This is a genomic window from Paracoccus seriniphilus (genome assembly GCF_028553745.1).
Lineage (GTDB): Bacteria > Pseudomonadota > Alphaproteobacteria > Rhodobacterales > Rhodobacteraceae > Paracoccus > Paracoccus seriniphilus.
In genome coordinates this window covers 1414380-1426616 of sequence record NZ_CP067129.1, presented here as the reverse complement: position 1 = coordinate 1426616, position 12237 = coordinate 1414380, and the positions used below count along the sequence as shown (strand labels likewise).

The 12237-nt window shown below is 60.2% G+C and carries 10 protein-coding genes, 1 tRNA gene, 4 pseudogenes and 1 other annotated feature; of the genes and pseudogenes, 4 read left to right on the top strand and 11 right to left on the bottom strand.

All coding sequences use genetic code 11. The features are described 5' to 3' along the window. Window positions 1-67: 67 nt before the first annotated feature. Window positions 68-1012 carry an alpha/beta fold hydrolase gene (locus JHW44_RS06985; protein WP_089346145.1) on the bottom strand — a complete coding sequence of 315 codons (945 nt, stop codon included), beginning with the start codon at window positions 1010-1012 and terminating at the stop codon, window positions 68-70. Between the two features lie 87 nt (window positions 1013-1099). Here JHW44_RS06985 and JHW44_RS06980 point away from each other — a divergent pair, with 87 nt between their 5' ends. Continuing rightward, window positions 1100-1813, top strand: coding sequence for a helix-turn-helix transcriptional regulator (locus JHW44_RS06980; protein ID WP_089346144.1), 714 nt, complete (start codon window positions 1100-1102; stop codon window positions 1811-1813). A gap of 124 nt (window positions 1814-1937) precedes the next feature. On the opposite strand, the gene JHW44_RS06975 is transcribed toward JHW44_RS06980, so the two are convergent. The 5 genes and pseudogenes from JHW44_RS06975 to JHW44_RS06960 all read right to left on the bottom strand — a co-directional run. After that, window positions 1938-3014, bottom strand: coding sequence for a DUF2793 domain-containing protein (locus JHW44_RS06975; RefSeq protein ID WP_089346143.1), 1077 nt, complete (start codon window positions 3012-3014; stop codon window positions 1938-1940). 34 nt (window positions 3015-3048) lie between these two features. Next, a pseudogene (locus JHW44_RS06970) lies at window positions 3049-3384 on the bottom strand (hypothetical protein); the annotation flags it as partial. A 29-nt stretch (window positions 3385-3413) separates the two neighbouring features. After that, window positions 3414-3560: pseudogene (locus JHW44_RS20510) on the bottom strand (IS3 family transposase); the annotation flags it as partial. A 78-nt stretch (window positions 3561-3638) separates the two neighbouring features. Further along, window positions 3639-3755, bottom strand: a sequence feature (AL1L pseudoknot). Beyond that, a complete protein-coding gene (locus tag JHW44_RS06965) occupies window positions 3710-4042 on the bottom strand; it encodes a transposase (protein ID WP_089346141.1) in 333 nt (110 codons plus the stop codon). Its footprint overlaps the feature before it by 46 nt. A 1001-nt stretch (window positions 4043-5043) precedes the next feature. Next, window positions 5044-5316 (bottom strand): annotated as a pseudogene (locus tag JHW44_RS06960) (transposase); the annotation flags it as partial. A 135-nt stretch (window positions 5317-5451) separates the two neighbouring features. On the opposite strand from JHW44_RS06960, the gene JHW44_RS06955 reads away from it, so the two are divergent. Further along, window positions 5452-6708 (top strand): IS110 family RNA-guided transposase, encoded by a 1257-nt coding sequence (locus tag JHW44_RS06955; RefSeq protein ID WP_089346217.1) that lies wholly within the window; start codon window positions 5452-5454, stop codon window positions 6706-6708. A 236-nt stretch (window positions 6709-6944) separates the two neighbouring features. On the opposite strand, the pseudogene JHW44_RS06950 reads toward JHW44_RS06955, so the two are convergent. Continuing rightward, window positions 6945-7759: pseudogene (locus JHW44_RS06950) on the bottom strand (IS3 family transposase); the annotation flags it as partial. Between JHW44_RS06950 and JHW44_RS20445 the strand changes: the two are divergent. Then, entirely contained in the window at window positions 7667-8188 is a 522-nt protein-coding gene (locus JHW44_RS20445; protein WP_419182492.1) for an N-6 DNA methylase, read from the top strand. The pseudogene JHW44_RS06950 and the gene JHW44_RS20445 overlap by 93 nt on opposite strands. 347 nt (window positions 8189-8535) lie before the next feature. Here JHW44_RS20445 and JHW44_RS06940 read toward each other — a convergent pair. Together JHW44_RS06940 and phaR are read right to left on the bottom strand one after the other, a co-directional pair. Further along, window positions 8536-8625, bottom strand: a tRNA-Ser gene (locus JHW44_RS06940). Between the two features lie 39 nt (window positions 8626-8664). Further along, window positions 8665-9297, bottom strand: coding sequence for a polyhydroxyalkanoate synthesis repressor PhaR (gene phaR, locus JHW44_RS06935; protein ID WP_089345386.1), 633 nt, complete (start codon window positions 9295-9297; stop codon window positions 8665-8667). A 17-nt stretch (window positions 9298-9314) separates the two neighbouring features. Between phaR and JHW44_RS06930 the strand changes: the two genes are divergently transcribed. Beyond that, window positions 9315-9479: a hypothetical protein gene (locus JHW44_RS06930; RefSeq protein WP_272850256.1), complete on the top strand. Its 165-nt coding sequence runs from the start codon at window positions 9315-9317 to the stop codon at window positions 9477-9479. Between the two features lie 14 nt (window positions 9480-9493). Here the strand turns inward: JHW44_RS06930 and JHW44_RS06925 are convergent, their stop codons facing one another. Both JHW44_RS06925 and JHW44_RS06920 read right to left on the bottom strand, forming a co-directional pair. After that, window positions 9494-9949, bottom strand: a complete 456-nt coding sequence (locus tag JHW44_RS06925; protein WP_089345387.1) for a phasin family protein — start codon at window positions 9947-9949, stop codon at window positions 9494-9496. Window positions 9950-10137: 188 nt separating this feature from the next. After that, window positions 10138-11904, bottom strand: coding sequence for a PHA/PHB synthase family protein (locus JHW44_RS06920; RefSeq protein WP_245847333.1), 1767 nt, complete (start codon window positions 11902-11904; stop codon window positions 10138-10140). Window positions 11905-12237 lie beyond the last annotated feature (333 nt).

The following is a 12237-nucleotide window of genomic DNA, read 5'->3' as shown; positions in this document are numbered from 1 at the left end:
GCCCGGCCGGATATCCCGGACCGAACGAAAGGCCCTCCTATCTCGCCGGAGGGCCGTGAGCTATCGGCTAAGCCGCCTGCCGAACGGCAAGCCAGTCCAGCATCGCCCGGGTGGTCTCGATGGGCATCTCCTGCTGGATCCAGTGACCGCAGTCGAGGCTGAGCACCTCCACGTTCGGGACGAATTCCGCGAGGGTCTCCGATGGCGGGATCATGTCCCGCGTGCCGTAGATCATGAGCGCGGGCTGGCGGACGATGGGGTCCACATCCGCCAGAATGCGCCAGTTGCGGTCCATGTTCCTGTACCAGTTGATGCTCGCCGTGAAGCCCGATGGCTCGAAAGACGAGATGAAGACGGCAAGATCCTCCTCGCTCATCACCGGATCGCCCGAGGGCGCACTGGCAGTGGCGAGGTTGATCATCATCATGCCCGGTTCGGGTGGTACGGCCGGCACGTTCTTGCGGAACAGGTTGCTCAAGAAGCGACTGGTGTTCGCATCGAGGATAGCGTCGGCGACACCGGGCTGGCGGTTGAAGTGGACGAAATAGTTGTCGGGCCCGAACACGCTTTCCATGAACTCGATCCAGGGAACTGGCGTGCGGAGCTGATAGGGCAGTGCGAGGTTGATGATCCGTCTGACGCGACCCGGATGCAGAAGCGCCATGCTCCAGACGACGTTCGCGCCCCAGTCGTGCCCGGCGAAGGTCGCCGCGTCGTAGCCGAAATGATCGAGCAGCGCGGCGAGATCATGCGTCAGATGGACAATGTCGTAGTCCTCGACCGCCGGCGGACGTGACGAATTCCCGTAGCCACGCTGGTTGGGAACGATGACATGGTAGCCCGCGGCCGCGAGCGCCGGCATCTGGTGGCGCCATGACCAGGCATGTTCGGGCCATCCGTGGCACAGCACGATCGGGTTTCCCCGGTTCTCCCGGCCGGCCTCAAAGACCTCGAGGTCGACATCTCCGAGCGTGATCAGCGTGGGCGAGGCGAAATGGGCGTTGATGGTCATGGCAGTCACTCCTTCTTGGTTGTCTCGGAGCCGGCCTATGCCAAAAACAATCCAAAAGCTGACACCTTTGTGTGGTAGAGATCCGCCATGAAGAATCACAGTCGACAAGACGCCATCGTGCGGACCCTGCGCCGCACCGGCACGACGACAGTCGATGCGTTGGCCCGGGACGTCGGCGCATCGCGCAGCACGATCCTGCGAGACCTCTCGGCGCTGCGCGATGAGGGCTATGTGATCCATACCGAACAGGGCCGTGGCGGCGGCTTGCACCTCGATCCGAGCTCCGTACAGGCCACGGCACGGCTGTCGGTCGTCGAAGTGTTCGCTCTCATCATCGGCGTGGCGAGCATGCGAGCGGCCCGGACGCTTCCGTTCTCCAGCCTCGCGGACGCCGGCGTCGCGAAGATAGAGAAGGCGCTGCCAGCGGATAAACTGCGTGATCTGCGCCGCCTCCTCGACTGCCTTTATATTGGCCCCCTCGCACCCCAGGTCGATATATCGAACCTTGGAGAGATGGACCCCGCCCTTCTGCCAGCGTTCGAGACATTTTTCCTCAGCCGCCGATTTCTACGTTTTCGCTACCGCGATGCCCAGGGGGTCGAGTCGGAACGGCAGGTCGAACCGCAGGCCATGCTGATCCTACCGCCGCTTTGGTACCTTGTCGCCTGGGACCCGGCGCGCGACGATTTCCGTCATTTCCGCATGGACCGGATCATCCAACCCGACGTCATCGACGGAACCGCATTTCGATCGAGGCGCGTCCGGTTTGATTCTGGTGTGCAACCCGTTCGATACGCTTAACGACTGCGACGCCGCGGCATGTCGGCTGGGTTCTTGGTTTCGCCGCCATTGACCACGCTATCTCGTGATCTGGGATGCGGACGAAGCCGTCTTCCGGGCGTTGTGGGGCCATGTCGGCCTTTCCTCAGCCGATCTTGGCGCCCCAGAACGAGGTGTGGTCGGCGGCGAAGTAGCCATCCGCGGCGCGGAAGTTGCCCTGCAACTCGACGGTGTCGCCGGTGGTGAGCGAGGCCATCGTCTGCAGCCACAGCACCGTCGCCTCCGAGACACGCGCGCCGCTGATCTCGCCCCGCGAGCCGCGGATCTCGGTCGCGCCGTTCAGGACGAGCCGCCCGCTCATCCGCGCCGACGTGCTGGCGTTCACCTTGTAGAGCAGTGTCGCGCCGAAGAGGTAGGTGCCGTCCGCAGGCGCTACAAACCGGTTATTGGCGGCATCGAAGGCACCCTGATCGTTGTAGTCGGTGTTGTTGATGGCGATCTTCGTCCAAGTTCCGACGCCCACGTAGTTGTCGTAGTTCGTCCAGGCCTTGAAGCGGGGCAGCCGGGGCTGGTCGACGACGCCGGTGGCGTTGTCGACGCTGAGCCCGTCGAAGAAGGTGCTGCCATCGGCGGAGACGGCAAGCCGGAAGCGGTCGGAGCCGAAGAGCCCCGCCAACGCCTTGGTCACGAAGCCGGTCTGCAGCGTCAGGCCGAGATCGTCGCCCGCGGCCTCCTTGTTCATGGTGTAGAACAGGTCGCCCGTGCCGCCCTCGGCCACGGTCCTGGCCGTCCAGAGCGCCGCGTTGAGCTTGGCCGAGAACGGGTTCGACTCATCCGCCGTTGTGCCCAGCCCCAGCAGCGACATGTTCTGCAGCGCCGCGGGGTTAGTCCCGACCCAGCCCGCACCGTCGTAGACCAGCAGTAGGCCCTCGTCCTCGACCCACGCCCGCCATCCGGTGCGCGGCGGCAGGCGCAGCCACGCGCCGTCCGTCCAAAGCGCCACGTTCAGGTCCCAGCCTGCCCAGTCGCCGGTCGCGCCCGAGGCGACGATGTAGCGGTCGCCATCGGCTGGGCTTCCGGGCGGCGCCGTGAGATCCCGGTCGAGGACCGAAAGCTGGACGAGCCCGTCGAGGATCCGCAGTGCCTCGTTGTGAGTGATGTGCTTCTGGGCCTGTGCCGCGAGGATGTAGGGCAACAGGAGATGGGTCGTGGCGTCGGACATCGGTTGGCTTTCAGAGCGTGAGCGTGACGGTCTTGGGCGCGCCCCAGTCGGCGGTCTGCTGGGCGGCGGTGTAGACCGCGCTAGCGGTGGTCGTGCTCAGCACCCGCTTCACGGTCGCGCCGTCGAGGATCTCGACCTCGTAGGCTTCGAGCTCTTCTTCGAGCGGTACCTCGAGCCCGCCCCAGCTGTCGGCCGCGAGTACGCGCGACCGGCGCGTCCAGCGGATCGTCAGATCGCCGGGCGTGCGCGGCGTGCGCCACGGCTCCTCGACATGGGCGACTGAGAACGGCCGCAGCCCGGCGCCTTCGGGCGTGAAAGTCTGCGCCACATAGGTCTCGTCGCTGACCGGGCGGCTGGCTGGGCCGCATCGGGGTTGGTAGTGATCACCTTCTTGCCCCGCACAACGCCTTGTATTCTCATGACCTGCATCAACCTCTCCACCGTGCAGCGGGCGATATCATGGCCGCTGCGGCGTAGCTGGTGCCAGACCTTGCGCGCGCCATATCGTCCCCGGCTGCCATCGAAAACCTGCTTGATCACAGCCATGTCCTGCCGATCCTGCCTGGCCCGGCCCGAGGCAAGATCGGGATCACGCTCCACGGCCTTGAAGGCGTAATACGTCGATGGTGCGATCTCCAGAATCCGGCAGATCGGCCCGACACCATGGACACAACGGTGATCATCAATGAACGCGATCATTTGCGGAACGGGCGGTCGAGCTCCGCCGCTGCGAAATATGCGCTGGCCTTCTTCAGGATCTCGTTGGCTTGGCGCAGTTCACGGACCTCGCGCTCCAGCTCCTTGATCCGGTCTTTCTCGGCGCTCGTGAGGCCAGCGCGCTGACCGGTGTCGCGTTCGGCCTGCTGGCACCAGACCCGCAGACTGTCCGGCGAACAGCCAAGCTTCGGCGCGATCGCCTTATAGGCGGCCGTATCGCTGGAATAATCGGCACGGTTCTCTCGAAACATCCGAACACCGCGTTCGCGAAGCTCGGCCGGATAGGCGGGGATGAATCTCTGCTTTGTCATAGGGCTCATCCTTTGAGGGTTTTACTCTCCGGCAAACCCCGGGGCAGTTCACCTTTCGCGGAACGACGACGGGCGGCGCTCCGGGTGGTCTTGTCACGGTTTAGTTCCGGTCTCGTTCGAGCAATGTTTGCTATGAAGGAGACAGAAACTGTTCCGAAATCTCGCGACCACCTCTTGCCACCGTTGCAGCCGCTTTGCGTGAACCATGGTCGAACCGACAGACAGACGGCCAGATCAATCGATTGAATACGTTGAAACGTCAGACGTATGGCCGCGCCAACATTGATCTGTTCAAGCGCTCGACGCGAACCCGACTACCAAATTCTAAACTGCAGACTCTCGTTATGAACGGGGGACCAATAGGGGACAGGTCAATCACAATTTCGTGAAGTTCCAATCAAGCCAGCTGTTTCACGGTGTTTCTCTGCGTTGCACACAGTCTCATCCCGAAACGCCCAGTTCAGACTACCGTCCATCCGTGCGTAATTTCATGTTTGACCAACCCATATAACGCGCCAGTCCTGTCAACGTGAACGCTCCCAAAACCCTGGAATGAGCGTAGAGCGTGACAGGAGGACCCTACTATGCGCTATCAACTCTTACGAGATTTCAAAGCCGCTTTTGTGGTGCGCGTTGGCTGCGGTTGGCCATATGTTTCGTGTGCGAAAAAGCGGCCCAACGAGAGAGAAACCTCATTCAAATCGGGCGCATACCCAGCCTCAGCCACCATATCTCGAACGAGGTCGAGCCATGAGTGAGGCCCAGGAATTGACGGGTGCCTTGGGCGGGCGATGGAATGGCAATACTGGAACTGCCCCCTGCCCGATTTGCCAACCAGAATGTCGCGCAGATCAGAACGCATTAACCTTGAGTGACGGCCGGTTCGGCCTCCTGCTCGACTGCAAAAAATCCAAGTGCGACTTCGTCGAGATTTTACGTGCCATCGGCGCTCTTCGACGCCGGGTAATCCCCCCGTTTTTACGGGGGCTTGGTCGTAGAATTTACGCGGCCATTCTCAGTTTCTGTGCGGGTGTCATCCCGCCGTTGCCCATGTTCGGGCGTTCATTGTTGTAGGACCAGAGCCATTCGGTGGCAATCTGCTGCACCTCGTCGATGCTTTCGAAGATGTGGAGGTCCAGCCATTCGTGCCGGACCGTCCGGTTGTAGCGCTCGACATAAGCGTTCTGCTGCGGTTTCCCCGGCTGTATGTGGGCCAAGGAGATGCCCTTGTTTTCGGCCCATTCCATGAGGGTGCCGCTGATGTATTCTGGGCCGTAGCACGTCGGGAAGAAGCGCTGTTTTAAGGTTATGGCCACGCGCGTAGCCCCCAAATAGCGCAGCGTGTGGCCATAACCGGTCTCAGGTCTCAACAGTGGTTTTGCAGAACCACACCGCTGAGGAGACCGGCTATGCCCGCCAACCATTCTACTGCTGCGACTGTGCTTGTCGCCATCGACATTTCCAAGCACCGCCACGAGGTCTTGATCGAGGTACCGGGCAAGAAGCGCCGTCGTCGCATGACGATCATGAACACGTTGGAAGACTTCCAGCGCTTGTCCGCGAGCCTGGCCAGCTACGGCCTGCCTGTGCGGGTCGGGTTCGAGGCGACCGGCAACTATCACAGGCCACTGGCACATCATCTCGGGCAGGCCGGGTTTGACTTGAAGCTCATCCCTTCTGTCGGGCTCGCCCGGACGCGCGAGGCCCTGCACAACAGTTGGGACAAGAACGACCCGAAGGATGCCCAGGTCATCCTGCACATGCTGGAGATTGGCGCCGTGCAGTTCTTTCATGATCCGCTGGTCGTCGGGACCGCCGACATCCAGGAATTGTCAAAGACGCACGAGATCGTTTCACGCTCGAAGACCGAGCTCTGGCACCGCATCCTGACCCATTACCTGCCGCTCTATTTCCCAGAGGCCGAACGGTTTCACCGAAGCTCACGAACCGATTGGTTCCTGGCCTTCCTCGAGAAGTATCCGACACCGACGATGATCACGGCCATGAGCCAGGAAACCTTCATCGCAGACGCTTGGCAGGTGGTGGGCAGGAAGGTCGCCAAGGAGCGCCTGCTTTCAGATATTTACGCTACGGCGGTCAACTCTGTTGGATTGCCCGTGGAACCGGATTCCGACGCCGTTCGCATGTTCCGCCTGGTCCTTTCCGAAGGTAGAAGCCTCGTCCGCCAGCGCAACGAGATCGAGGCCCGGGCGGTCGCGCTGCTCTCCGATCTGCCGGATTATCAGCTACTGACAACCATCCCCGGCATTGGTCCGATCAATGCCATGACCATCTTGGCCGAGGCCGGTGACCTACGCCGATTTCGGCATCATCGGCAGTTCCTGAAGTTCTGCGGCATGGATCTTGCCACCGTGCAGTCCGGCATGTTTCGCGGGCAGAGCCGGATCTCGAAGTACGGCAATGCCCGGCTGCGCCGCACGCTATGGATGGCCGGCCAGACGGCGGTCCAGACAAAGACCAACAGCTTTCGGGACAAGTTCGAACGCTACATCTCGAAAGACCGACACAACGCTCATCTGCGCCGCAAGGCCTACACCGCGATCGCGGCCAAGATGGCGCGCACCGTACACGCTGTGGTCAATCACGGCGAACCCTATCGCCCCTTCTTCGAGGGGGTGAGCCCAGGCGGAAGGACCTCTCTCTGACTGAGCCGTGGAGGCAGTCAATCTGACCTCGTAGATAATGTTCGGGCCTTCTGCTTGGGATTTGGGATCTCGTATTAAGGACGGTGAGGGCCGCCAGCGCGCGTACCCTGTGTTTGCTATGGATGAGATCATTTCTTGACGGCAGAGCCCGTCTGGGCAACCTTATCAGGGTATCCGGACAGCCGGATGCCACACGACCTGCTGACCTAAGCAGCCAGATTTTCCTGACATAGGACGTTGTCGACTCGTATGGTTCGAGGCGCACCACGCCATTCGATGATCTGGTTCAGCGCCCTGACGACGCGTTCCGCGGGTAGCGAGAAGTCGACCTCGATACCCAGCCCTTCACGGTTGAAGTCGTCCAGGACATTCAGCAGCCGGAACTGGCGTCCGTCCCCGAGGCGATCTGCCATGAAGGCCATGGACCAGACTTCGTTCGGCTGTTCTGGCACGGCCAACTCGTCGGGCTTCTCCCGTTTCAGCCGTTTGCGCGGCTTGATCCTGAGGTTCAGCTCCAGCTCGCGGTAGATCCGGTAGACCCGCTTGTGGTTCCAGCCATGGCCCTGGACATTGCGCAGGTAGAGAAAGCACAGGCCAAAGCCCCAGGTCTTCTTCGCCTTCGTCAGCCCAAGCAGCAGGTCGGCGATCTGCTCGTTCTCATCGTCCAGCTTCGGGCTGTATCGGTAGCAGGTCTCGCTGACATCAAATGCCCGGCACGCCAGTGCGATGCTGACGCCCTTCATCGCCACCGCTTTCACGGCCAACTCTCGGCGTTGAGCTGGCCGCTTCATTTTTTTCCGAGCGCCTCCTTCAGCAGGTCGTTTTGCATGCTGACATCAGCGAACATACGCTTCAGGCGGCGGTTCTCCTCGGCCATCGCCTTCATCTCGCTGATCAGGCTCGCATCCATACCGCCATATTTGGCCCGCCATTTGTAAAGCGTGGCACTGCTCATGCCATGTTCACGGCACAACTCGGCAGCAGGAACGCCGCCTTCCATCTGGCGCAGCACGCCCATGATCTGGGCTTCTGTGAAACGTGTCTTCTTCATCGGTATCTCCTCGTTCATCCTGCCGAGAAAATTCTACTTCCGCAGCCCCCTAAGATCGGGGGGGATTACCCCGATGACGTTCTCTTCATCAATGCGGCCGAGCACTACCAACCGGGAAAACGGCAAAACACGCTGCTGCAGGAGCATATCAACAAAATCGTAGAAACCTATCAGCACAGGAAAGAAGAGGACCGCTATTCGCAAGTCGTGAGTCTCGACGAGATTGAAAAAGAGCATGATTTCAACCTCAACATCTCTCGATACGTCAGTACTGCTGAGCCCGAGGAAGAGGTCGATCTTGTCAGTGTGCATAAACACCTCTCGGATCTCCAGACGCAAATCAGTTCGGCGGCCGCGACGCATAATAGGTATCTGAAAGAGCTTGGAATCACGCCGCTACCACTTGGTTTTGAGAAGGCTACCGATTGACGTCGCCAGGGGCGAAATTGCCGGAAAGAGGAGCAGCCCGGAGCGAACATTAGGGTTCACGCCGGGCATGCACTTGTTGGCGAACGTCCGGTGCCGGTCGCTTTTCCGGTGTTGCCACCGCAATCGAAGTGTTCAGGTCGCGCTACATATTTTCCGAGCCCGATCAATTACTTGCGAAAAATTCACCAAACCGGCGCAGGCAACAGGTTCAGAGAATATTGGTCCGGAGAGACCGATTTTGGCCGTCTCGCGCCGCCGGTGGTGAATAGCCCCTCCCGCATAACCCTCGAAAACAACGGAAAAATCCGGCTGCGGCCGGATGGGGAGAGCGATTTCACAAAGGCAAGTGGCGGAGCGAGAGGGATTCGAACCCTCGAGACGGTTCCCCGCCTACACACTTTCCAGGCGTGCGCCTTCGACCACTCGGCCACCGCTCCGTTATGCAGCGTTTAGACCGGGATGATCGCAGGTGCAAGTCAGAGGTTGGAAATTCGTTTCTGAAGTTCCGCCAACTGTCGCCGGATCTCGGCCATATCCTCGGTTTCGCCACCTTTTGCAGGGGCTGCCGGCTTCGGATCAGCAGATCCGGCAGCAGATTCCGATCCCGCCTTGCCCGAATCACCCGCCTCTTCAGATGCATCATCCGGTTCTGCGCCGGTGCTCGTCGCCGTCCATCCGCCCATCATCGCCTTGAGGAACATGCGCTGCTGACGCTGCAATGCCTCGAACCCCGGCATGTTCGCAATGGGATTGGGCATGACGGACATGTTTTCCATCATCTTCGACTGACCGTCGCGCAGCATCTCGAAGCTGGCGGCCAGAAATTGCGGCACCACGGATTGCGCGTTGGGCGTATAGCTGCGCACCAGATCGGTCAGCACGTCGATCGGCAGGACGTTTTCTCCCCTGCCCTCATGTTCGGCAATGATCTGCAGCAGATATTGCCGCGTCAGATCATCTCCGGACTTGAGATCGACGATTTTCACATCGCGGCCCTCACGAATGAATCGTGCAATATCGTCCAGGGTTACATAGTCGCTGGTTTCGGTATTGTAGAGCCGCCGGCTGGCGTAGCGCTTGATCAGAAGGGTCTTGGCGTCGGCGGCCATATGCAGGGCCTCTTTCGATGACTTTTGCACATGATGAGTGCAGCGCAGCGAAAACGCAAAGAAAATTTCCCCTCTCGCCCCGCCTCATCGCATCCGGTTCGATCGAAACAGCCTCGAATATCCGCGACTGGAAGCAGCAGAGCATGAAAAAGGGGGCGATGAACGCCCCCTTCGCTTCCTGACCGGCAGGAAGAAATTACTTCGCGGCTGCAGCAGCGGTGGTCTTGCGGACAGCGCTTTGCGTTTCGCGTGCGGTCTTTTCGGCCACCTTCTGTGCGTCAGCAGCCAGATCCTTGCCAGCCGTCATCATCAGGTCGACGGTATCCATCTGAACTTTCTTGGCAACCTCGGCAAAGGAAGCCATGTGCTCGGCAGCAACTTCGGCAGCAGCCGAAGCATAGTCGGAAACGGCCTTCGCGTATTCGGCGGGCTCTTCCTTGACCACAGCCAGTTCACCCATGCGGGAGATGCTGTCTTTTGCCCAATTGGCCGAGATCTCGGTCGAACGCTCGGCAGCTGCCAGCGCAACCTTGGCCAGTTTCTCGCCAAAGGCGCTTTGCGATTTCATCGCGTCCTGAAAGGACGAGGTATCAATCGGGAAATTGGCCATCATGTCTTGCATGGTCTTGGTGAAATCCGGGGTCTTCGCCATAGTGATCACTCCTGTATGCGCAGCGATCAACCATCAGGGAAAAGAGGTTGCACTGCGTGTCATCAACGTATCCCAATATGCATGCTGCAGCGCAGCATTTCAAGTCTTTTCGCCGCAGTGCAGCACGTCTGATACATTGTGACGCAGCCTGTCATGCAACAGGTTGAGAAGGCTGACAAAGCCAGCTTTCAGGAAACGGCGCGTTCATGCACATAGGTTCCAGGAGCGGGACAGATTTCATCTTTGATCTCGCGAGCAGGCACCATTTTCCCTGCCCTTTCGGCCAGCCAGTCGCCCCAGCGTGGCCACCAGCTGCCCTCGAAGAAGCTGGCTGATTCGCGCCAGGCCTCATGCCCCTTGTCGAATCCGGCACCCCCTGCGTAATGGCCGTATTTCTTCTTGCTGGGCGGATTGACGATGCCGGCGATATGGCCGGATTCAGAGAGGATGAAGCTCTTGTCACGGCTGCCCATGGCGGCAACCCCGCGCCAGGAATCCGCCCAGGGCGCGATATGATCCGTTTCACAGGCCACGGCGCAAAGCGGCGTCTTGACATCGCCGAGATGCAGCCGATGACCCATCAGTTCAAAGCCCTCACCGGCAAATTCGTTCTTCTGGCAAAGCCCCTGCAGATATTGCAGCGCCATGCGGCCCGGAAGATTGGTGCTGTCGCCATTCCAATACAGCAGATCAAAGGCGGGAGGGGTCTCGCCCAGCATATAGCTGCGGATCGCCGGTCCCCAGACCAGATCATTGGCGCGCAGAAAGCTCATGGTGCGCGACATCAGCTGCGCACGCATCAGCCCGTGCCGCTGAACCTCTTCGACGATGCCGTTGATGAAATCATCCTGCAAATAGGTGGTAAATTCACCGTGATCGGAAAAATCCGTCAGCGTGGTCAGAAGGGTTGCCGAATTGACGCGATCATCGCCAAGACGGTCCAACAGCGCCAGTGTCAGCGACAGGGTCGTGCCGGCAATGCAGTAACCGACGACATTCAGTCTGGGCTGATCGGTCAGTTCCCTCACCTTGTCCATCGCATCCAGATAGGCAGCGACATAGTCTTCCATGCCGATCTTGGCATAACTGGTGTCGGGATTCTTCCAGCTGACGACAAAGAGCGTATGCCCCTGCCCCACCAGCCAGCGGATCAGGCTGTTCTGTGGCTTCAGGTCAAGAACATAAAACTTGTTGATCCAGGGCGGAAAGATCAGCAGCGGCGTCTCATGGACCTGCTCGGTCGTGGGCTTGTACTGGATCAGTTCCAGCAGATGCGTGCGATAGACCACACTGCCTTCAGCCGTGCCGATATTCTCGCCGACCGTGAACGCGTCGCGATCGGCCAGCGAAACAACCATTTCACCGCCGTTCATCTCGACATCCCGCACAAGGTTTTCCAACCCCTGCACAAGGCTTTGTCCTTCGGTCTCGATGGCTTTTTCCAGCGCATCGGGGTTGGTGGCCAGGAAATTCGTCGGGGACATCATGTCGATGATCTGACGTGTCATCCAGTCGACACGTCGACGCGCCACCTCGTCAGGCAGGTCCAGATCGCTGACGGCCTCCTGAATGGCCTTGGCATTGGTCATATATTGTTTGCGCACATAGCTGAAAAAGGGATGGGTCTGCCAAAGCGGGTTCTTGAACCGCTTGTCGGGGACCTCTTGCGCGTCATCCGATGTCGACTTCTGGCTGCGGGCCAGCGCCATTTGCGCGTCGGAATAGTTGCGCAATGTCTCGCCCCAATAGTTGACCTGCTGTTCGATCAGCTTCGTCGGTTGCTCTGCCAGAGACTTCATCCAGGCGCTCGCCGTGGTCAGCATCAGATCCGGCCCCGGACCTTCGACACCCGGATTGGGCGTGGCCCTTTCACTGAGAGCCGCGACCAGTCGATGGCCAAGTGTCTCGATCTTTTCGATGTTTTCGGTCAGCTTGCGCGCCGAGGGCAGATCCATCTCCGCAGATTTTGACTTGTCCGTCGCGGGCAAGGCACCCGTTTCCTTGCCGGCCATTTCCTTGCCGGCAGCGGCCGTTTCATCCTCTGGCACGGCCTTGCGGGCCTGAACTGCCGGGGCTGCTACCTGTGCCTTTGGCTTTGCGGGCGCCCGTTTCCGTGTCGGCTTCTTTGCGGCATCTGCCTGAACCGTCGCGGCCGAGGTGCGACGCGGTGCTGCCGGCTTCTTGGCAGCCGATGCGGCCCGGGGGCGCGCGGTTTTCTCTTTGGCGGTTTTTCCCTTCGAGGCTGTGCCGGCACGGTCGGAAGCAGCTTGCGACTTGCCGGTTTCAGC